Consider the following 19982-nt stretch of genomic DNA (forward strand, 5'->3'; position numbering starts at 1 on the left):
GCACTCTTATCATACTCGTTTAAATCGGGGGTGTGTTTCTTTGCTTACTTTCTTTGCACAAGCAAAGAAAGTAAGAAGATTACGCCAAGATACCAAAATGATACCCCACAATCCCCACCCCAAACAAGGCAAAGATGATATACATCGCATTAATTTTACGGCGTAATAATGCCATACAAATAAATGTCAACACCAATGCGGCTAACCCTGGTAAAAGATCGTTTAGCACGCTTTGTACTGTTGTTACCACTTCTTGACCTGCTTGGTTGGTATAACGAGAAAGCTCTAATGGAATGTTAATACTGGTCCATTTCGATACTAGCGATCCCATGACAAACAAGCCGAGAATGGACGCTCCTTGCGTAACTTTTTGTAAACGACCGCCACCCATATCGCCAACGATTTCTGTTCCTTTTTGATAACCGTATTTGAACCCATACCAACGGGTTGCCGCACGGGCAAGATTGATTAACACAAAGAATAACAATGGACCAAGTAAGCTACCACTAATGGCTAAACCCGCACCAAGAGCTGCAAGTACAGGACGTAAGGTTCCCCAGAAAATTGGGTCGCCTACACCAGCTAAAGGTCCCATTAAACCGACTTTAACACCGCTTATTGCGGCATCATCAATTTCTGCACCATTGGCTCGTTCTTGTTCCATCGCAGCGGTTACACCCATAATCGCAGAACCGACCCAAGGTTGTGTGTTGAAAAATTCAAGGTGCCGTCTTAACGCTGCAACTTGGTCATTTTTATCGCTATAAAGGCGTTTGATTGCAGGGATCATTGACACACAAAAGCCCATTGATTGCATACGTTCAAAATTGAAAGACCCTAGTAAAAAGGTGGAACGCCAGTAGGTTGCACGAATATCCGCTTGGGTTAATTGTTTTTTCTCAGACATTTTAAAATTCCTTCTTATAGACCTTCAAGTTCATCATCAGCAAGCTCTTTTTTGTGTTGGCTTGCTACGGCTTGTGATTGGTTAAATTGTGGGTTTAACTGAATGTAAATTAAGGCTAAACACGCCCCTAAGAAACCTAATCCTACTAAGTTGTAGTTGGAGAATGAGGCAATCACGAAACCAATAAAGAAGAATGGCATTAATGCACCAGCTCTCATCATATTGATCACCATGGCATAACCGACCACCACGATAAATCCACCTGCAATTTGTAAGCCACGTGTTACCACTTCAGGAATGGCATCTAAGGCGGCTGTTACCGTATCTGTGCCTGCCACTAAGGCTACCGCTAAAGTTGGAACTGCTACACGCAAACCTTGTAAGGAAAGCCCTGCAAAATGGCAAAGCTCAATGCCTCGGAAGTTGGCTTTTTCGGCATAATCATCAGCTTTATGTTGTAAGAAAATGGTGAGTGTTCGCACGAAGATAGTCAGCACTTGCCCTGCTGCTGCCACAGGAATGGCAATCGCAATCGCAGTGCCTTTATCTTGACCGCCTTTGATCACAAGGATTGCTGCAATTACTGATGCTAATGCTGCATCAGGTGCCATTGCTGCCCCTACGTTCATCCAACCAAGGGCTAACATTTCCAGTGTACCGCCTACGATAATACCTGTTTGTAAATCACCTAATACCCAACCGATGAGTGTACAAGCGACTAACGGACGGTGAGTCTGACGTTCGTCTAATACGGACCCCATACCGCAAATTGCAGCGACAAGGGTTACTAAAATAATTTCAATTGTAGTCATAATATTTCCTTAGAATTGAAGAGCATTTAATTTCGCTTTAGTTACTTCGACTTTGGAGCTAGTGGCAACTTGTTGCATGGTCAACTCTACCCCTAAATCGATTAATTTTTTGAAAGCCTCTACATCTGCTTTGCTCACGGTAACTGCTTCTGAAAGCTGTTTATTGCCATCTTTGTAGGTCATGCCTCCTACATTGACTTTGTTAATTTTTACCCCACCTTCGATTAAACGAATAATATCAGCAGGGTTAGTGACTAACCATAAAATATTTTTACCGGTGTATTTTGGGTTGTGATACACTTTAATTGCTTTATCTACCGGAATCACATAGCCTTTCAAGCCTGCCGGTACAATTTGTAGTAACAATTCTCGGCGTAATTTATCATTCGCCACATCATCATTTACCGCAAAAATGGCTTCACATTTAACCGCTTTCGCCCATGATGTTGCCACTTGACCGTGAATTAAACGGCTATCAATCCGCAACAAGGAAATATTTAAATTGCCATTGAGATGGGGTGGTGTTTTTTCGGCTTGAATTGATGTGGGATTGATTGGTTTGGCTGGTTTTGCTTTAGCTTCTGGGTTACGGAAAGATTTTACTGCTTGTACGCCGACTTCTTTTGCTGTTTCTACCAATTCCGCAAGGGAACTACTGTCTTTCGCATCAAGACACTCAAGCAACATTGGCAAACTAATGCCTGTCACAATATCCGTATTAGCTCGTTCTGTCGCTACCCGAGCTGCGGCATTATAAGGACTGCCCCCGAATAAATCTACAAGGAATAATACGGGTTCATTTTCAGGTAAATTGGCTATAATGGCTTGATACTTTGCCACTAAATCATCACCTCCTTCACCGGGGAGGAAAGTAACAACATGGGTATTTTCATCTTCACCGAAAACCATTGCCGCTGAGTTAACGATTTCTGCAGAAAATTTACCGTGTGTTGCAACGATAAGATGAGTCATTTTCAGATCTCCATAAGTTATTAAATAATTTTAAGCTGTAACGTTTCAGCTTGAACATAATTTACACTTAATGATGTTTTTTGCAACAAATATATTTAGAAAAAGTGTGAGCTAGATCACAAATTTAATAAAAAAACGACATTTCTTGAAAATATGAAGAGAGATAACTAAATATATTTATATTCTTAGAGAAGAAATTTAGAGAATAATAATTATTAGCTAAATTTCCTCACTCGGCACTCGTCCAAAATAGCGTTTATATTCGCGACTAAATTGGCTTGGGCTTTCATAACCCACATCATAGGAAATTTGGGAAATAGCATTACCTCCTTGTTGGATTAGGCGTTGTGCTTCGGTTAAACGCAGATTTTTTTGATATTGCAACGGGCTTTGCTGGTTGATTTGGCGGAAATGCTGATAAAAACCTGACTCACTCATTCCGCATAAATTCGCCAATTCGGCAATATTTAACGGCTCATTAAAATGCTGATTAAGCCAAGTAGTCGCCTTAAAAATTCGTTCGGCGTGGCTACCTTGTCGGCATAGTTCACGTAGTCTGTCGCCTTGTGGACTGGTAAGCAGGTAGTAGTAAATTTCCTGTAAATACAGTGGAGCGAGTATGGCGATGTTTTGTTCTGAGTTTGGTGAATAAAGCAAGGCAAGCAAGCGTTCTAGGGCATTGATTAACTCTTGGCTAGGATTAAACAGGGTGAGAAAATCTTTGGCTTGTACTGTGTTTTTTGCCGAATTGTGCAAGTCTAATTGCTGGGCAACTTTGGCAACGATATTTAAATCAAACTGCAATGATAGAGCAAAATACGGCTTATTCGGCGTGGCGTGATCGACCGTCATCATCACAGGCGTATTGACCGGGCAAAGGCTCATATTGTCTTGATTAAAACGGCTACATTTATCGCCGATACACAACAGACGTTCGCCCATTAATACCACGCATAAACTGGGGTTTTGGCGAAAGGCGTTCATTACTATTGGATTGTCTAAATGATGTAAAAATAAACCGTCTATCTGTGTTTGCCAAATGCTGTTTTTGGGGCAAATGGCAAGTAGGGATTGGGTGATGTGAGTAGAAAGCATTTTTTTATCCTTGATGTGAGTGTCTAACTTTTTGGGGGCTGATTAAAATATCAGGGGATTAATAAGTCTTTGGGTCTTTGTTGATAATGGTGTAAATACAAAATCTACACCAAAACTCGCACAAAAAAACTCAACAATTCATAGGCGATCCAAAACATGATACAACCTACCACAAAATCCAGTACACGCCATGATGTAGGATTTTTGAACAAGGGAATGAGCAATTTTGCCCCAAATCCCAAGCCGAAAAACCACACAAAAGACGATAGCGATGCCCCTATTAAAAACAGTAATTTTTCGTCAAAACTCATCGTCCCAGCGATACCACCGAGAATTACCACCGTATCTAAATACACATGCGGATTGAGCAAGGTAATCGCCAAGGTGGCAAACAGCGTGTTTTTTGCACTAAATTTTACTTGTTCACCGCTCAAATCCAACTTGTTTTGTGGGTAGAGCGAGCTTTTGAACGCCCAAAAAACATAAGTCAGCAGATATAATCCCCCCAACAGTGCCAAAGCGGCACTGAAATAAGGATTTTGTGCAAATAACGCCCCAACGCCCATTACGCCAATGCTTATCAACACAAAATCACACAAAAAACATACCAAGCAAATCAGCAACACATGATTTTGTCGCAGTCCATTTTTTAATACAAACAGATTTTGGCTGCCAATCGCCATAATCAAGCTGGCAGAAACTAGTATTCCTTTAATAAACATATCTCCCTTACCTTATTAATCCTAACCTGATTAAATCGTCATGACATTATAGATGATTGAAAAACTGAGAGGCAAGCCGTTTTATTTAGACTATTCTGTTATAGCATAGGGCTTGTGAGCGTTTTATTGTAGGGGCGATACCCATGTGTCCGCCCGAAAAATCAAGTTGCAAAAATACGATAAAAAAACACCGCACTTTGTCGGATTAGGCAAAATGTGCAGTCTTTTTTCTCATTTATTTTGTAAATTTGGAGTATTAGGCAGCTATCCTAGCGAAACAGGCTAACCAAAATTTTCCGAACGCTCTATAATACGCTCATTCCACAGCGGAATAGAATATTTAACCTAACAGGGCAAAACGCCCTTTAAATCATCGGAGTAACATTATGAAAATCTTTTACAGTACCAGTGCCACAGCGGTTGGCGGTCGTTCAGGTCGTACACAATTAGATGACGGTTCACTTGGTTTTGATTTGGTTTCTTTCCAAGAAACTGACAAAAAAGGGGCAAACCCAGAACAGCTTTTTGCCATGGGCTATGCAGCGTGCTTTGACAGTGCGATGAATTTGGTATCTGGACAATTAGGCATTAAACTGACATCATCAAAAAGCAAAGTGGGCGTAGGCATCGGTCAAAAATCGGACGGCTCATTCTCGTTAGATATTGATATTACCATTGAAGTGGCAGGTATCAACGAAGAGCAAGCACGTCAGTTAATTGAACGCACGCATCAAGTTTGTCCATATTCAAACGCCGTGCGTGGTAATGTGGAAACACGCTTGCATGTGAATTTGATTCAGTCCTTTGATTTGTAATTTAGCGGATTAGGCAAAATCACCGTGCAGAAAAGTGCGGTGATTTTTGGTGTAGATTTTGCAAATGATATTTTAACGTTCACTTATCTCGTACAAATTTATTTGTCAATCAAAAATAATAGAATTTGATTGACAAAATTGTTTATAGCTCATCAATATGGCATAATATAGTTTGTTAATCAAAAATAGTAAAAAGTGAGTTGCAAAATGTTCAATAATTTCAAGCTAGATCAAGCCGTGCATTATCGTGATGGACAATTTTCGCCACAACACATTGATTTTAACCAAATCATGACTTCCTTATTAGACGCAACAACTGCTATTGCTCGTTACGATCAAATGCTCAAGACTCTGCATAACAGCGAGATTTTGCTTGCTCCTTTGCGTAATCAAGAAGCGGTGATTTCATCACGTATGGAAGGGACGATTAGCACTATGGAAGAAATTTTGCGTTATGAAGCCGATGCCTTTAATGGCGATAATCTCAATGTACGCAATGATGTGATTGAAACCGTGCTATATCAACGCACGTTAAAAAATGCTCAACTTGCCATGCAAGAAGGCTATCCATTGAGTGTGCATTTGATCAAAACCATGCAGCAGCAACTTTTATCACTCGGGCGTGGAGCGAATAAATCCCCAGGGGAATTTAAAACAGAACAAAATTATTTAGCTGATACCTTAAGCCGTAAAATTTTATTTGTGCCGATTAGTCCTGAAAAGCTATTAGACGGCTTGGAAAATTTATTCCGCTATATCAATCATAATAGCGATCCAGTGCTGATTAAAACCGCCGTCAGCCATTTAGAATTTGAAGCCTTACACCCATTCCAAGACGGTAACGGACGCATTGGGCGAATGCTGATTACCTTGATGTTGTGGTCATCGCATACCATTTCCGCCCCTTACTTTTATATCAGTGGTTATTTGGAAGAGCATAAAAACCGCTACACCAATTTAATGCGACAAGTTTCCCAAACAGGCGAATGGCACGAATGGTTGAATTTCTTTTTACAAGCGATTAGCACGCAATCACAACGCAATTTACAAGTGGCGGAAAATATCCGTGATTTATACGAGCAAATGAAACAACAATTTAGCGAAATTTTATCCAGCAAACACGCATTGGCAGTGTTAGATTTTGTGTTTACTTATCCGATTTTTAGAAATAGCCAACTAAGCGAACACACCGAAATTCCGCCTGCGACAGCAAATCGCTTTACCAAAGCATTATTTGAACAGGGTATTTTAAGCGTAATGGAAGAAGCAAGCGGACGAAAATCAACATTATATGCGTTTGATGAAATGTTGAATTTAGTACGAGTTTAGAATAGTAAAAAAGACCGCAGGTATGCGATCTTTTTTTTGACAAAGCAAGCGGTATAGTTTTGTTAATGGTAAAATATTAACAAAATTACACCGCGCTTTTACGTTTTCAGTCCAACTGAAATAAGGAAATCCCATGCTTAATCTTTCAATATTAAATCTAGTTCCCTTACGTCAAGGGCAAAATTTTGTACAAGCTGTCGATGCCATGACTCGCCTTGCTCAACTAGCGGAAAGATTGAATTTTCGCCGTTATTGGATTGCTGAACACCACAATATGCCGAATATGGCAAGCAGTTCTACTCAATTACTCATTCAGCATACGTTGGCAAATACTCAGAAAATTGTGGTGGGAGCGGGAGGCGTGATGTTGCCTAATCACAGCCCATTACAGGTTGCTGAACAATATGGCACGTTAAGCCAGCTTTATCCTAACCGAGTAGAAATTGGTTTAGGACGCGCCCCAGGAACGGATATGCGGACCGCTGCCGCTCTTAGACGAGGCAATATTAATCCTGATTTTGCCGAAGATATTGCTACACTTCGCCGTTATTTTAGTGAAGAAAGTCGCAAGGATAGTGTAAAAGCCTATATGGCAATCGGGCAAAATGTGCCGATGATTATTTTAGGATCTAGCCCAGAATCTGCTTATTTAGCCGCCGAGCTTGGTTTGCCTTATGCCTTTGCTTCACACTTTGCACCACGTTTTTTAGAAATGGCAGTAGAAATTTATCGCCGTGAGTTTAAGCCGTCTGCGGTGTTGGACAGACCTTATGTGATCGTGGGGGCAAATGCTATTGTGGCACAAACTGATAGTGAAGCCGAAAGCCTTGCTACTAGTCAAACCCAACTATTTTTAGGTGTTGTTACTGGGCAAACTAACGCCGTACAACCACCTTTCGAAAGTGAGAAAGCCCTTTGGCAAGGTTTTCATTTACCTTTTATGGGGCAAGAAAAAGCTATGGTGCAAGCTATGACTAGTTGCTCGCTTATTGGTAGCCCTGATACCGTCAAACAACAATTAAATGCCTTGCGTGAGCGAGTGCAATTTGAAGAGTTAATGGCGGTGAGTTATATTTTTGATGAAGATAAGCAGCATAGAAGCTATGAGCTGTTAAATGAATTGGTACAAGAATAGTAAATCCCTTATAATATTTTATAAATTAACCCACTAAAAAAGGAAAGCAAATGAAAACTTCAACTTTTACCGCACAACGTTATTCAACCAAAGTCTTTGATGCAAACCGTAAAATTTCAGCTCAAGATTGGGCAGAAATTCAAGATGCGTTACGTCAAAGCCCGTCTAGCGTGAATATCCAACCTTGGCATTTTATCATAGCCGATGACGATGCAGGCAAAGCACGTATTGCCAAAGCATTTGCCAATTATCCATTTAACGCAAACAAAGTAATAGATGCTTCACACGTTGTTGTTTTTGCTTGTTTAAACCAAGCCAGCGATGAATTTTTAAAAGCTGTATTAGCACAGGAAGATAAAGACGGTCGTTATGCTACGGCAGACCAGAAAAAAGCAGGTAATGACGTTCGCTGTTTATTTTTAAATATTCACCGTGAAGAATTAAAAGATGAGCCAATTTGGTTTGCTAAACAGGTGTATCTAAACTTAGGTTTCACCTTAATGGCAGCGGCTGCCTTAGGTGTTGATAGTGTACCAATGGAAGGGGCTGATTTTGCTACTTTAGATGCTGAATTTGGTTTGAGCGAAAAAGGTTATCATTCGTTGGCTGTGGTGGCTTTTGGCTACCGTGCGGAAGAGGATTTTAATGCAAAATTACCAAAATCTCGTTTGACGGATGATGTGATTTTTACTAAAGCGTGATTGGGAAAGTTATTGGATTTTTCACCGCACTTTTTTGATAAAAGTGCGGTGTTTTTTTTAGACTTTTTGCAAATTTAGAGAATTAGGCAAATATCCTGCTCAATCAAGCTACCCCAAATTTTCCTTAGCCATTACAATTATACACATCAACAATACAAGAGAGTTTAAATTATGGCTATTCAACAAGATTACTTAAAAAATCATTTCAAACATAATGTAGAAGCTGGCAAATTACAATTTGGTGTCGGCTTTGAAACTACGTCCGCAGACGTAGCAGAAGTGTTGGCGACAACCGATTACGACTGGTTATTTATTGATGCAGAACACGGACCGCATACCATTCAAACTATTTTAGATGCCTGCCGTGCCATTGCCCCTTATGGTATGACCCCAGTGGTGCGTGTGCCTGATGCAAACTCTGGTATTATCAAGCAGTTAATGGATAGCGGTGTGCAAAATATCATTTTCCCAAAAGTGGAAACTGGCGAAGAAGCGGAACAAATTATGTACTGGGCGAGCTACCCAGGTCGTGGCAATCGTGGAATGGGTGCACCTGCCGTGCGTGCCAGCCGTTTTGGTGCCTATATGGATTATCAAGATCGCATTGAAGCCGAAAGTATGATGATTTTGCAAATTGAAAGCAAAAAGGGAATGGAAAATCTTGAAGCCATTGTGAAAACCCAAGGTGTGGGGGCGATTTTCTTAGGACCGATTGATTTAGCTGTGGATATGGGGCATGGTTTGAATATTTTCCACCCTGAAGTGGTCGAGGCGATGGATTATATGATTAAACGTATTCAAGAACTTGGCGTGATCGTGGGGACGATTGCCTTGACCCCTGAACAAGCGAAAAAATATGCGGATATGGGGGTGCGTTTTTTGGGTGTCGGTGCGGACACTGGGCTACTCAAAACAATGGCAATGAACACCTTAGCCAGCTACAAAGCTGTGTTATAATTTAAACAATTATTTAATTGGAGGAAATTTTTATGACTTATACTGTAAAAGGCTTCGCTGCGTTATCTGCCACTCAGCCACTTGTTCCCTTTAATGTACCACGCCGTGCTTTGCGTGCAGATGATGTGCAAATTGATATTCTTTACACAGGTGTGTGCCATTCCGATTTACACATGGCTCGTAACGACTGGGGCGTGTCGCAATTTCCTGTTGTGCCAGGACATGAAATTGTTGGACGTGTGAAAGCCGTTGGTTCAAAAGTGAGCAAGTTTAAAGTTGGCGATCTGGTCGGCGTGGGCTGTTTAGTGGATTCTTGCCGTACTTGTAACTCTTGTCAACATGATTTAGAACAGTACTGCGAACAAGGTTCAACGCAAACTTATGGCGGTGTCGATCGCCACGATCATACACCAACTTACGGTGGCTATTCTAAAGAAATTGTAGTGAGTGAAGCGTTCGTGTTAAGTGTGCCTGAAAATTTAGACACCAAAGCGGTACCGCCAGTATTATGTGCTGGGATTACCACTTGGTCGCCACTTCGTCATTGGAACGTGGGCAAAGGCTCAAAAGTGGCAGTTGTAGGTTTGGGTGGTCTAGGACACATGGCGATTAAATTGGCAAAAGCACTGGGTGCACAAGTGGCTCTATTCACCCGTTCGCCTGCAAAATCGCAAGATGCCTTGCGTTTAGGGGCAAGCCAAATTATTGTTTCTACCAATGAAGAGCAGATGAAAGCGGCAGCAAATCAGTTTGATTTAATCATTGATACCGTGCCATACAGCCACGATGTCAGCCCTTATATGCCGACATTGGCATTAGATGGTACTTTGGTATTTGTAGGGTTGATTGGGCAACACCCTGAATTTTCTACTGCACCATTGATTTTCGGCAGACGTTCTATCGCAGGTTCTGTGATTGGCGGCATTAAAGAAACGCAAGAATTATTGGATTTCTGCGGTGAGCATAATATCGTGTCGGACGTAGAAATGATTAATATGGCAGACATCAATACTGCTTATGAACGTATGCTAAAAAGCGATGTGAAATATCGTTTTGTGATTGATGTTGCAAATACATTATAAATTCTTGGAAAAAACAACCGCACTTTTTGATCTGCTATCTGAAAGTTAGACGAATACTAACTGAATAAGGAGCAGATCATTTTGTAAAGTGCGGTGCTTTTTCTCTAATATTTACGCTTTAGTCTTTTGGTAAAATATAAAGCGAAACCAATAATCCACCCCAAATAATGCCTAGGGCGACAATCATCATAATAATTGCACTGGTACTCATCTTATTCCCCTTCTTCAGCGTGGTGTTCTGCTAAAACTTCATCTTTCCATTTTAAGCGAGAGAGTAAAATAGAAACGACAACTAAGGCGATTGCCATTCCCCAACCAAAGGTATTGACAAACCAGCTTGGATAGCCTTCATAACCTTCACTAAATACTTTTGCACCCTCACTTAATAACATAAAGGCTAAAATACCTGTCGTGATAACAATACATAAACGCCATACAAAACCCACTTTAAATGATGAGGTTTCATTTAAATGATTACCCAATACGCCTAGTTTTTCGTTAGCCACAATCGCAATTAATGACACGAATGCCACAGCAACAATACCGAAATAGTTGACGAATTTATCCATTACATCAAGCATTGGTAAGCCTGTTGTTGTACCAAATAAGAATACTGAAACCACCATCATTGGTAAGCCTACTAAGAAAGTAACTTTCGAGCGGCGAATACGAAGTTTATCTTGTACAGCGGAAATAATTACCTCAATCACCGAAATAAACGAGGTTAATGCAGCAAAGGTCAGTGAACCAAAGAATAACACGCCAAGCACTTGACCAAATGGTGCTTCATTAATAATAGTTGGGAATGCAAAGAAAGCTAAACCGATACCACCTTTTGCTACTTCACTCACTTCCTGACCCCCCGCGGTTGCCATAAAACCAAGTGCAGCAAAGACTCCGATCCCTGCTAATACTTCAAAACTAGAGTTAGCAAAACCTACCACTAAACCTGAACCTGTTAAATCAGAATCTTTTTTCAAGTAAGAGGCGTAGGTGATCATAATCCCGAAACAGATAGATAATGAGAAGAAGATTTGTCCGTAAGCAGCAATCCATACGCTAGGATTGGATAGTTTTGACCAATCTGGGGTAAATAGTGCATCTAAACCTTTTGCTGCCCCAGGTAAGAATAATGCAGAAACCACTAAGGTTAAGAACATTACCACTAACAATGGCATTAAAATAGAAGAGCTTTTGGCAATCCCTTTTTGTACGCCTAAGGCTAAAACTGCTAAGGCAACAATCCATACTGCAATTAATGGACCAACCACCATGCCAACAAATTCAAAGCTAACGCCTTGAGTAACATCGCCCATTTTTAAGAATTCACCCACGAAGAAATCAACGGGTTTATCCCCCCATGCTTTGGTGAAAGAAAAATAGGTATAGGTTGCTGCCCAGCCAAGTACTACCGCATAGTAAATACCAATAATCACATTGACCATCACTTGCCACCAACCGAACGTTTCAAAATGTTTACTGAAGCGACGATAAGACAATGGGGCACCACCACGATGACGATGTCCGATAGCATAGTCTAAGAATAATAATGGAATACCTGCGGTTAATAATGCGATCAAATAAGGTATAATAAATGCACCGCCTCCATTTTCATAAGTTGTGTAAGGAAAACGCCAAATGTTTCCCAAACCAACCGCTGAACCAATGGCGGCAAGAATGAACGCTCTGCGTCCAGAAAAAGTTTCACGTGTAGAATGACTCATTCTACCCCCTTATAATAATGTGAATTAAACAATAGATCCGAAAATATAAACGAAAATGCTGTTTAGTCAATCAAAAATAGATAGAAATCTGAAAAAACACTAAATCTAATCTTAAAAGTAGGGGTTTTATGCTAAATAATATTTATATTACTCATGGTTACACCGCAAATTCACAAAAACATTGGTTTCCTTGGTTAAAAGTGCGGTTAGAAAATCAAAATATTGCTACGCAAATTTTTGATATGCCAAATTCTAGTCAACCCGATCCGCAGGAATGGTTAACATTTCATCAAAAAAATATTCACCAACTCGGTCAAAATAGTTATTTTATCGGGCATAGTTTAGGTTGTATTGCGACCTTACGTTTTCTACAACAAGCAAAAATAAACGTTGGTGGAGTAATTTTAGTGGCTGGTTTTGCGGAAAAATTACCGAATTTGCCTGAATTGGATAAGTTTAATGAAACTCGCTTAAATTTCACCGCACTTATTGATCAAATTCCGCAACGTGTAGTAATTGCATCGGACGATGATGATGTGGTGAATGTACAATTTACTCGCCATTTAGCTCAAAATCTACAAGCAAATTATATTGAAGTTTCTGGTTATCACCATTTTCTGGATAGACAAGGGGTGACGGAATTACCTTTGCTGTATGATGAGCTATTGAAAATGATACATAATTAACAGGATAGGAATAAACGCATGACAGAATCTAAAACCGATTTAAGAATTATCCGCAGCCACAAACTGATTCGCCAAGGTTTAATCGCATTGCTTAACCAAAAAAGCTATCACGATATCAACGTACAAGATATTTTAGATGCTGCTATGGTGAATCGTTCTACCTTTTACACCTATTATTCAGGCAAAGATGATCTTGTGGGACAGATGATTTTGGATTTAAAAACCGAGATAAAACAATTAATTGAACAACGCCAACAAGCAAAGAATTTAGAGCATTTTTTTGAAATGGCTATGCCTAAATGGTACGAGCTGCGTCATCTTTTATTAGCCTTATGGAAAGTGCATACCCCACGTCATCATCTATTTGATGATATGGTGAAAATGTTTCAACAATCTTTTATCCAATTAGCCCACGGAAAAAGTGTGAGCGAACAAGATTTACCGTTGCAATCACTGTTATTTGCCCATTCATTTTTAACCGCTATCCGCTTTTTCTTTGAAAAAGATGAAAAACCGAATGCGAAAAGAATTATGACCTTATGGCAGAATACACTAGATATTGCAACCGAGAAAAAAGGGTAAAAAAACACCGCACTTTGGCTATTTAACTTTTGCTATCTAAAAGTGCGGTGCTTTTCGTGACAAATAATTAAACAATTACCAAACCGCCATCACGCTGGATTTGTCCGCTCACTGCTAGATTAATCAGCAGTAAGCCTGCACTCTCTAACAATCTTGCTTTTTGCAAATTACCCGCATCCACCAATTTCGCCCCACTTTTTTCAAGGGCAGTGAAAATGGCTTGTTTCGCTTCGCTACTGTCACTAGCAAAGACAAAACTTGCTGGGTTACCTTTAACTTGGGCGTTGGCGACCGAGTTAGAAAAGTTGATATTAAACCCTTTTACTACTTGGCTTTGTGGTAATTTTTCCGCCAAAATTTCTGCACTAGATGTGCCTTGTGGTACCAGCAATTCATCAAGATTACCAAAGCTAATTGGGTTGGTAATATCAATCACGATTTTGCCTGCAAGATGTTTGCCGTGAGTTTCTACTAACGGGGCAAGATCAGGGAATTTTACGGCTAAAACGATAATATCGCCTAATTCGTGTCCGTCATAATCTCGCCCGATAGTTTCTACATCGTTACCGCAACGCTCAAAAAGTGCGGTAATTTGTGAGCCGATCATACCTTTTCCGCCAAAAATACTGATTTTAGCCATAATATTTCTCCTCTTTATATTGAACATAGGGCGAATATATCAATATTCCCCCCTCCTAACATTATTTGCCGTTTTTAATTTCCATTACACGCTCTTTCGCATAACCCCAAATACGATCTTCACGATATGGGTATGGGCTGTTGCGGTCTTTGAGTACAAGGATTGGGATAATCCACAACACCAATAAGGCTGCAAAAGAACCAATAAAACCAATTAAATAATCGCTTGCAGTGGCTAAGTTTTGGCTTTCAACATAGCAAATATAATAAACCAATAACGGCGTATGTAAGAACACAATAGAACCTAAACCAGGATTATATAATTTACCTAATTTTTTACTGGTGATGCCGTGATTGGTATATTGTGCAACAGCTTGTCCTAATTGAATTAAACTTAACCAAATGCAATCAGGGAAGAAGATTGGAATAATATAAAACGGATACGCCAAAAATACATTGTCAATCATCACCAAATTTGCATTAGTCGGGTAACGGTTAAAATCATCATTGTGATTACCCTGTAAAACAATATTAAAAATGCTCGGAAATCCACCTGGTAAACCGTATTCTTCAAACTGATGTACCAAAAATGCCATCCAGCTCAACGTTAAAATTACTTGGATATGGCTTAAGTGTTGTACCCCAAAAAGTGGTAGATAAAAGGCAAGGGCGATAAAAATCATCAAGCCCACATAATACCAGTTATGACGATACCAGTTCATCATGGCAATCTCCTTATTTAGCTTATGTTGCTTCAACAATTAACACTCGAGATGTGCTACTGTCTTTGCGACTTTTATTGATTTTTTGATAGAAATCTGAGTTGTACCATGCTTGAGCTTGCTCAAGAGTTGCGAACTCAATAATACTCACTACACCATTGCTTTCACCCTCTTTCATATCAGGCTTGGTGGCTTTCACAATCACTTTGCCACCGAAAGGTTTAAGTGAATCCATAAAACCTGCACGATATTCTTGCATTCCTGCTTGGTTCGTAACATTTACTTCACCGATAACATAAGCTGGGGTTGAGAATGCTGAGCCAGTGAAAAGTGCGGTGAAAATTACGGGAATTAATTTAATGAATTTCATCGTTGTTTCCTTGTTAATAGAAAATTATGCTTTCTCTTTAGCAAGCTGTTCCATTGCCATTCTCGCCCAGTTACGCCATTCAATCGCTAAGTGCCATTTATGACCCTCAATCATTTCTTGATCTACTCCTTTTGGCATAAATACACCAAGTAACACTTCGCAACCAGTGTCAGTATTGCGGAACTGGTGGAATGCTGCTACGGCAGTTGAGTGATCACCCTCAATCACAGGGCAAGAAATGTAATTTACATACGGATATTTTGCTTCATCACGAATCGCTTTCGCTTGTGCTGGAGCATTTTCAATATTTGGGTAGAATTTACCGATTAAATTCACTGGTTTATCCCAACAGCCCACGGTTTCAATAATACGGCGATTGCCACCCTCGGTATCTTTAATCATGTAATGCTCAGGGTTCGCTTTCCAGTTGGTTTGCTCGCTGAATGTACGGAAACATTTTAAGAAGTCTTCTGCTTTCAAGCCGTCAACTTGCATCACAGCTTGGCTTAACACCAACTCACCATCGCAAGTGTTTGCGAAGTGTTGGAATTTCACATCCATTTCGTCCATTTCTTGTTTAAGAATACGATCTACACCTTCGTGTCCTAATTTAGTTTTGATTAAATCTAAAGCGATATAAGCACGTTCTAATTCTTTGCGAAGTAATTCAATTTCGCTGATTTCTTGACCGTTGATGATTGAACGAATATTTGACATTTTTGCTCTCCTAATTGAGTGATTAATTACATGAAGCTCGTTGGCTTTCAATGGTTATTATTATAAATTGATTACCAATTGAAACAACCAACAGCAATAAGTATTACTATAGGGATAAGCAGACATATTGTTTATTTTGTATGGATAAACAAATTTTATATATTTATATTGTTGGGTTAAATCACAAAGTGCGGTATATTTTCCACTATTTTCTTAACTTCACTAATTCTACCGCATGATCCGCCCCTTTTTTGAGGATAAGATTTGCTCGTTCTCTGGTAGGTAAAATATTTTCTCTCAAATTTAGCCCATTGATATCATCCCAAATTTTGCCAGCGGTTTGAATGGCTTTTTGTTCGGATAAATTCGCATAATGTTTGAAATAAGAATTTGGGTTATTGAATGCACTTTGGCGGAGTTTTAGGAAACGATGGATATACCATTTTTTTAATAATTCTTCTTCAGCATCTACATAAATAGAAAAATCTACAAAATCTGATACAAAGATTTCTGCCTTGGTGCTGATTTGTAATACGTTCAAACCTTCTAAAATTAAGATATCAGGTTGATCAATGATATTAAATTGATCGGGGATAATATCATAAGTTAGATGTGAATAAATTGGGGCTTTGACGTTGTTTTTGCCGGATTTAATATCGGCTAGAAATTTTAGAAGTTGTGGAGTGTCATAAGAAATTGGAAACCCTTTTTTATCTAAAATATTTTTTTCTTTAAGTATATCAAGTGGGTATAGAAATCCATCTGTGGTGATGAGATCTACTTTACGTTCATTCGGCCATTGGCTTAATAAAGTTTGAATAATTCGAGCTGATGTACTTTTTCCCCCAGCCACGCTCCCCGCAATACTAATAATATAGGGAACCGTTGGGTTGTGTACGCCTAAGAAACGGTTTAATACGGTTTGGCGGCGAATATTTTCTTCAATGTAGTAATTGAGCAAACGAACTAGCGGCAAATATATTGTACTGACTTCATCTAAAGAAAGCTCTTCATTAAAACCTAATAGGGGCTTTAGATCTTGTTCTGTCAGTTTTAGTGGAACAGATTTCCGCAATTCCGCCCATTGTTCACGTTCAAATGTTAAAAAAGGACTAAGAGGTTTGTTGTTAGAATAAATAATGTCCGTCACAATAATATCTTTAGTTTTGTCGCATAATGTAAGATATGTGAAATATACCTTAATTTGCAGTAGAGTGGCATAAATTTTTACAAGAATGTTGGTGTTTAAAACAGAATGATAAAATTCTGCTTGTTTATTAGTCGAATAATAGAAAAATTCTCTTTTTTATTAAAAAATACTTGTCAGGGCGTAAAATTTCCCTATAATACGCCTCACTTGCTTACGATATGCCGACTTAGCTCAGTAGGTAGAGCAACTGACTTGTAATCAGTAGGTCATCAGTTCGATTCCGATAGTCGGCACCATTTATTATCGTAAATAAGCAATTCATTTGTGGAGGGGTTCCCGAGCGGCCAAAGGGGGCAGACTGTAAATCTGTTGGCTCAGCCTTCGAAGGTTCGAATCCTTCTCCCTCCACCACTTATCAATGAATTTGTTTGATGGACAGATGAATTTAGGACTGCGGGCATCGTATAATGGCTATTACCCTAGCCTTCCAAGCTAGAGATGCGGGTTCGATTCCCGCTGCCCGCTCCAAGTAAGCGCTGATATAGCTCAGTTGGTAGAGCGCACCCTTGGTAAGGGTGAGGTCGGCGGTTCAAATCCGCCTATCAGCACCACTTCTTAATTTCAAATCTATCCTTTATAAACCATAGAAATATTAGTTACATTAGGTTAATGTGGTGTTATTGTACCATCGATAACCGTGTTTTTTAGAGGGACTTATTAAAATGTCTAAAGAAAAATTTGAACGTACAAAACCGCACGTTAACGTGGGTACAATCGGCCACGTTGACCATGGTAAAACAACTTTAACAGCAGCAATTACCACTGTATTAGCAAAAAAATACGGCGGTGCTGCTCGTGCATTCGACCAAATCGATAATGCACCAGAAGAAAAAGCACGTGGTATTACTATCAACACCTCACACGTTGAATACGATACCCCAACTCGTCACTACGCACACGTTGACTGTCCGGGACACGCCGACTATGTTAAAAACATGATCACTGGTGCGGCACAAATGGACGGTGCAATCTTAGTAGTTGCAGCAACTGATGGCCCAATGCCACAAACTCGTGAGCACATCTTATTAGGTCGCCAAGTAGGTGTACCATACATCATCGTATTTTTAAACAAATGCGACATGGTAGATGACGAAGAGTTATTAGAATTAGTCGAAATGGAAGTACGTGAATTACTTTCACAATACGATTTCCCAGGCGACGATACCCCAATCGTACGTGGTTCTGCCTTAAAAGCCCTTGAAGGCGAAGCAGAATGGGAAGAAAAAATCGTTGAATTAGCAAACCACTTAGATACTTACATCCCGGAACCTGAGCGTGCAATCGACCAACCGTTCTTATTACCAATTGAAGACGTATTCTCAATCTCTGGTCGTGGTACTGTTGTTACTGGTCGTGTAGAACGTGGTATCGTACGTACTGGTGATGAAGTTGAAATCGTCGGTATCAAAGACACCGCGAAAACCACCGTAACCGGAGTTGAAATGTTCCGTAAATTACTTGACGAAGGTCGTGCAGGTGAAAACATCGGTGCATTATTACGTGGTACAAAACGTGAAGAAATCGAACGTGGTCAAGTATTGGCTAAACCAGGTTCAATCACTCCACACACAGATTTCGAATCAGAAGTTTACGTCTTATCAAAAGAAGAAGGCGGACGTCATACTCCATTCTTCAAAGGCTACCGTCCACAGTTCTACTTCCGTACAACGGACGTAACAGGTACTATCGAGTTACCTGAAGGCGTAGAAATGGTAATGCCAGGCGACAACATCAAAATGACTGTGAGCCTAATCCACCCAATCGCAATGGACCAAGGTTTACGCTTTGCGATTCGTGAAGGCGGACGTACAGTAGGTGCTGGTGTGGTAGCGAAAATTGTTAAATAATTAACGATTTAGCAGACAAATCTTTTAGGGACGTATTGATTACGTCCCTTTATTTTTATGTTCAAGCTGAAACGCTTAATTCCGTCTTAAAATTTGTGATCTTGATTCCATTTTTGACCTGTATTACTTTCTTTAAATAAATTTCTTGTTAATACTATGTTTTTATTTATCGGATTTCTAAAAATGAAATATGCTTTTATTGATTACGAAAACATCAATTCTTTGGATTATCTTAATCTAACCCAATATGAAAAAATATTTTTATTCATTGGTGCTAACCAAACAAGTATTAGGCTTGCAGAAAAATATACAGTACCATTAAATATAGTCATCATTACTGTGGATAAGATTGCGAATAATAATTTGGATTTCCATATCGCTTATTATCTTGGTAAATGTGATCACTCAGCGGATAAAGTGATTCAATTTGATATTATTTCAAATGATAAAGGTTATTTGGGAATCTGTGATTATATTCATAAATTAACAACACGACATTGCCAACTTATTCGTCCACAAGATGAGAGTAAAATACAAAATATATTGGAATCAACCAATAATCAAAATAAACTTGAAGACAAAGAAAAAGTGAAAGTGAGCCAATCTATTTCAGATAAGATAATGGAGAAAACCTTTAAGTTGGTTATTCATTTCCTAACTAAATCAGAAGAACGACATTTACCGAAGAAAATGCAAGCATTATATAATCACATCTCTGGTAGAATGAATTTTGTGGAAATTACACGGGATCTTAAACAACATATCACTAATAGCATCATTGAACGCTTGGAAAAAGAGAAGTGGATTACGATTAAAAATAGTCAAGTGGTCTATTTAAAAAAGTGAAAAAATAGGTATCCAACATTTTTAACAACTGCTGAGAAACAGGATTTCCAAACGGTTACGCCCAAAATAGGGCAAACTTTTACATTGAATAAATTGCCACAGGAAGATTGGT

22 protein-coding genes and 4 tRNA genes are annotated in these 19982 nt (G+C 39.4%); 14 read left to right on the forward strand and 12 right to left on the reverse strand.

The window, feature by feature from the left end; all coding sequences use genetic code 11:
- Positions 1 to 79: 79 nt before the first annotated feature.
- The 5 genes from manZ to O1Q79_RS09245 form a co-directional block, all read right to left on the reverse strand.
- Positions 80 to 907, reverse strand: coding sequence for a PTS mannose transporter subunit IID (gene manZ, locus O1Q79_RS09225; protein ID WP_386691925.1), 828 nt, complete (start codon positions 905 to 907; stop codon positions 80 to 82).
- Positions 908 to 921: 14 nt separating this feature from the next.
- The gene (locus O1Q79_RS09230; protein WP_386688763.1) at positions 922 to 1719 is read right to left on the reverse strand and encodes a PTS mannose/fructose/sorbose transporter subunit IIC; all 798 of its coding nucleotides are present in this window, start codon (positions 1717 to 1719) and stop codon (positions 922 to 924) included.
- Between the two features lie 9 nt (positions 1720 to 1728).
- Positions 1729 to 2691 (reverse strand): mannose/fructose/sorbose PTS transporter subunit IIB, encoded by a 963-nt coding sequence (locus O1Q79_RS09235; RefSeq protein WP_386691927.1) that lies wholly within the window; start codon positions 2689 to 2691, stop codon positions 1729 to 1731.
- Positions 2692 to 2910: 219 nt separating this feature from the next.
- A complete protein-coding gene (locus O1Q79_RS09240; RefSeq protein ID WP_386691929.1) occupies positions 2911 to 3786 on the reverse strand; it encodes an AraC family transcriptional regulator N-terminal domain-containing protein in 876 nt (291 codons plus the stop codon).
- 104 nt (positions 3787 to 3890) lie between these two features.
- Positions 3891 to 4508, reverse strand: a complete 618-nt coding sequence (locus O1Q79_RS09245) for a LysE/ArgO family amino acid transporter (protein ID WP_386691931.1) — start codon at positions 4506 to 4508, stop codon at positions 3891 to 3893.
- A gap of 386 nt (positions 4509 to 4894) precedes the next feature.
- On the opposite strand from O1Q79_RS09245, the gene O1Q79_RS09250 reads away from it, so the two are divergent.
- From O1Q79_RS09250 to O1Q79_RS09275, 6 genes are all read left to right on the forward strand, one after another.
- On the forward strand, positions 4895 to 5323 hold the full coding sequence (locus O1Q79_RS09250; protein ID WP_386691933.1) for an organic hydroperoxide resistance protein: 429 nt from the start codon (positions 4895 to 4897) through the stop codon (positions 5321 to 5323).
- Between the two features lie 207 nt (positions 5324 to 5530).
- On the forward strand, positions 5531 to 6652 hold the full coding sequence (locus O1Q79_RS09255) for a Fic family protein (RefSeq protein WP_386691935.1): 1122 nt from the start codon (positions 5531 to 5533) through the stop codon (positions 6650 to 6652).
- A gap of 133 nt (positions 6653 to 6785) precedes the next feature.
- Positions 6786 to 7787 carry an LLM class flavin-dependent oxidoreductase gene (locus tag O1Q79_RS09260; protein WP_386691938.1) on the forward strand — a complete coding sequence of 334 codons (1002 nt, stop codon included), beginning with the start codon at positions 6786 to 6788 and terminating at the stop codon, positions 7785 to 7787.
- Between the two features lie 50 nt (positions 7788 to 7837).
- The gene (gene nfsB, locus O1Q79_RS09265; RefSeq protein WP_386691940.1) at positions 7838 to 8488 is read left to right on the forward strand and encodes an oxygen-insensitive NAD(P)H nitroreductase; all 651 of its coding nucleotides are present in this window, start codon (positions 7838 to 7840) and stop codon (positions 8486 to 8488) included.
- Between the two features lie 171 nt (positions 8489 to 8659).
- Positions 8660 to 9445, forward strand: coding sequence for an HpcH/HpaI aldolase/citrate lyase family protein (locus O1Q79_RS09270; RefSeq protein ID WP_386691942.1), 786 nt, complete (start codon positions 8660 to 8662; stop codon positions 9443 to 9445).
- A gap of 32 nt (positions 9446 to 9477) precedes the next feature.
- A complete protein-coding gene (locus tag O1Q79_RS09275; RefSeq protein WP_386691943.1) occupies positions 9478 to 10527 on the forward strand; it encodes an NAD(P)-dependent alcohol dehydrogenase in 1050 nt (349 codons plus the stop codon).
- Between the two features lie 118 nt (positions 10528 to 10645).
- Here the strand turns inward: O1Q79_RS09275 and O1Q79_RS09280 are convergent, their stop codons facing one another.
- Positions 10646 to 10738: a methionine/alanine import family NSS transporter small subunit gene (locus O1Q79_RS09280; protein WP_132299703.1), complete on the reverse strand. Its 93-nt coding sequence runs from the start codon at positions 10736 to 10738 to the stop codon at positions 10646 to 10648.
- A gap of 1 nt (position 10739) precedes the next feature.
- Entirely contained in the window at positions 10740 to 12251 is a 1512-nt protein-coding gene (locus O1Q79_RS09285; RefSeq protein ID WP_386688768.1) for a sodium-dependent transporter, read from the reverse strand.
- Positions 12252 to 12379: 128 nt separating this feature from the next.
- Between O1Q79_RS09285 and O1Q79_RS09290 the strand changes: the two genes are divergently transcribed.
- Both O1Q79_RS09290 and O1Q79_RS09295 read left to right on the forward strand, forming a co-directional pair.
- Positions 12380 to 12937 (forward strand): RBBP9/YdeN family alpha/beta hydrolase, encoded by a 558-nt coding sequence (locus O1Q79_RS09290; protein ID WP_386691945.1) that lies wholly within the window; start codon positions 12380 to 12382, stop codon positions 12935 to 12937.
- Between the two features lie 18 nt (positions 12938 to 12955).
- Positions 12956 to 13519: a TetR/AcrR family transcriptional regulator gene (locus O1Q79_RS09295; RefSeq protein ID WP_386691947.1), complete on the forward strand. Its 564-nt coding sequence runs from the start codon at positions 12956 to 12958 to the stop codon at positions 13517 to 13519.
- 67 nt (positions 13520 to 13586) lie between these two features.
- On the opposite strand, the gene O1Q79_RS09300 is transcribed toward O1Q79_RS09295, so the two are convergent.
- The 5 genes from O1Q79_RS09300 to coaA form a co-directional block, all read right to left on the reverse strand.
- Entirely contained in the window at positions 13587 to 14159 is a 573-nt protein-coding gene (locus O1Q79_RS09300) for an NADPH-dependent F420 reductase (protein ID WP_386691949.1), read from the reverse strand.
- Positions 14160 to 14220: 61 nt separating this feature from the next.
- Positions 14221 to 14883 carry an HXXEE domain-containing protein gene (locus tag O1Q79_RS09305; protein ID WP_386691951.1) on the reverse strand — a complete coding sequence of 221 codons (663 nt, stop codon included), beginning with the start codon at positions 14881 to 14883 and terminating at the stop codon, positions 14221 to 14223.
- 19 nt (positions 14884 to 14902) lie between these two features.
- Positions 14903 to 15250 carry a DUF1330 domain-containing protein gene (locus O1Q79_RS09310; protein ID WP_386691953.1) on the reverse strand — a complete coding sequence of 116 codons (348 nt, stop codon included), beginning with the start codon at positions 15248 to 15250 and terminating at the stop codon, positions 14903 to 14905.
- A gap of 24 nt (positions 15251 to 15274) precedes the next feature.
- Complete coding sequence (locus O1Q79_RS09315; protein ID WP_386688784.1) at positions 15275 to 15967, reverse strand: hypothetical protein; 693 nt, start codon at positions 15965 to 15967, stop codon at positions 15275 to 15277.
- A 205-nt stretch (positions 15968 to 16172) separates the two neighbouring features.
- Positions 16173 to 17120, reverse strand: a complete 948-nt coding sequence (coaA, locus tag O1Q79_RS09320) for a type I pantothenate kinase (protein WP_386693386.1) — start codon at positions 17118 to 17120, stop codon at positions 16173 to 16175.
- Positions 17121 to 17337: 217 nt separating this feature from the next.
- On the opposite strand from coaA, the gene O1Q79_RS09325 reads away from it, so the two are divergent.
- The 6 genes from O1Q79_RS09325 (at position 17338) to O1Q79_RS09350 (ending at position 19870) form a co-directional block, all read left to right on the forward strand.
- Positions 17338 to 17413, forward strand: a tRNA-Thr gene (locus tag O1Q79_RS09325).
- A 30-nt stretch (positions 17414 to 17443) separates the two neighbouring features.
- A tRNA-Tyr gene (locus tag O1Q79_RS09330) sits at positions 17444 to 17528 on the forward strand.
- A 42-nt stretch (positions 17529 to 17570) separates the two neighbouring features.
- Positions 17571 to 17645, forward strand: a tRNA-Gly gene (locus O1Q79_RS09335).
- Between the two features lie 7 nt (positions 17646 to 17652).
- Positions 17653 to 17728: transfer RNA gene (locus tag O1Q79_RS09340), tRNA-Thr, on the forward strand.
- 111 nt (positions 17729 to 17839) lie between these two features.
- Positions 17840 to 19024 (forward strand): elongation factor Tu, encoded by a 1185-nt coding sequence (gene tuf / locus O1Q79_RS09345; protein WP_386691955.1) that lies wholly within the window; start codon positions 17840 to 17842, stop codon positions 19022 to 19024.
- Between the two features lie 183 nt (positions 19025 to 19207).
- Complete coding sequence (locus O1Q79_RS09350) at positions 19208 to 19870, forward strand: PIN domain-containing protein (RefSeq protein WP_386691957.1); 663 nt, start codon at positions 19208 to 19210, stop codon at positions 19868 to 19870.
- Positions 19871 to 19982 lie beyond the last annotated feature (112 nt).

Origin of the sequence: Lonepinella sp. MS14434, assembly GCF_042468235.1 — a bacterium.
In the GTDB taxonomy this organism is placed as follows: Bacteria; Pseudomonadota; Gammaproteobacteria; order Enterobacterales; family Pasteurellaceae; genus Lonepinella.

Bases quoted from the DNA above. Each gene is read 5' to 3' on its own strand.
- manZ (WP_386691925.1), bottom strand. From the start codon at position 907: ATGTCTGAGAAAAAACAATTAACCCAAGCGGATATTCGTGCAACCTAC.
- O1Q79_RS09255 (WP_386691935.1), top strand. From the start codon at position 5,531: ATGTTCAATAATTTCAAGCTAGATCAAGCCGTGCATTATCGTGATGGA.
- O1Q79_RS09275 (WP_386691943.1), top strand. From the start codon at position 9,478: ATGACTTATACTGTAAAAGGCTTCGCTGCGTTATCTGCCACTCAGCCA.
- O1Q79_RS09270 (WP_386691942.1), top strand. From the start codon at position 8,660: ATGGCTATTCAACAAGATTACTTAAAAAATCATTTCAAACATAATGTA.
- O1Q79_RS09240 (WP_386691929.1), bottom strand. From the start codon at position 3,786: ATGCTTTCTACTCACATCACCCAATCCCTACTTGCCATTTGCCCCAAA.
- O1Q79_RS09285 (WP_386688768.1), bottom strand. From the start codon at position 12,251: ATGAGTCATTCTACACGTGAAACTTTTTCTGGACGCAGAGCGTTCATT.
- tuf (WP_386691955.1), top strand. From the start codon at position 17,840: ATGTCTAAAGAAAAATTTGAACGTACAAAACCGCACGTTAACGTGGGT.
- O1Q79_RS09310 (WP_386691953.1), bottom strand. From the start codon at position 15,250: ATGAAATTCATTAAATTAATTCCCGTAATTTTCACCGCACTTTTCACT.
- O1Q79_RS09305 (WP_386691951.1), bottom strand. From the start codon at position 14,883: ATGATGAACTGGTATCGTCATAACTGGTATTATGTGGGCTTGATGATT.
- O1Q79_RS09350 (WP_386691957.1), top strand. From the start codon at position 19,208: ATGAAATATGCTTTTATTGATTACGAAAACATCAATTCTTTGGATTAT.
- O1Q79_RS09250 (WP_386691933.1), top strand. From the start codon at position 4,895: ATGAAAATCTTTTACAGTACCAGTGCCACAGCGGTTGGCGGTCGTTCA.
- O1Q79_RS09235 (WP_386691927.1), bottom strand. From the start codon at position 2,691: ATGACTCATCTTATCGTTGCAACACACGGTAAATTTTCTGCAGAAATC.
- O1Q79_RS09290 (WP_386691945.1), top strand. From the start codon at position 12,380: ATGCTAAATAATATTTATATTACTCATGGTTACACCGCAAATTCACAA.
- O1Q79_RS09295 (WP_386691947.1), top strand. From the start codon at position 12,956: ATGACAGAATCTAAAACCGATTTAAGAATTATCCGCAGCCACAAACTG.
- O1Q79_RS09315 (WP_386688784.1), bottom strand. From the start codon at position 15,967: ATGTCAAATATTCGTTCAATCATCAACGGTCAAGAAATCAGCGAAATT.
- O1Q79_RS09245 (WP_386691931.1), bottom strand. From the start codon at position 4,508: ATGTTTATTAAAGGAATACTAGTTTCTGCCAGCTTGATTATGGCGATT.
- O1Q79_RS09230 (WP_386688763.1), bottom strand. From the start codon at position 1,719: ATGACTACAATTGAAATTATTTTAGTAACCCTTGTCGCTGCAATTTGC.
- O1Q79_RS09260 (WP_386691938.1), top strand. From the start codon at position 6,786: ATGCTTAATCTTTCAATATTAAATCTAGTTCCCTTACGTCAAGGGCAA.
- O1Q79_RS09300 (WP_386691949.1), bottom strand. From the start codon at position 14,159: ATGGCTAAAATCAGTATTTTTGGCGGAAAAGGTATGATCGGCTCACAA.
- O1Q79_RS09280 (WP_132299703.1), bottom strand. From the start codon at position 10,738: ATGAGTACCAGTGCAATTATTATGATGATTGTCGCCCTAGGCATTATT.
- nfsB (WP_386691940.1), top strand. From the start codon at position 7,838: ATGAAAACTTCAACTTTTACCGCACAACGTTATTCAACCAAAGTCTTT.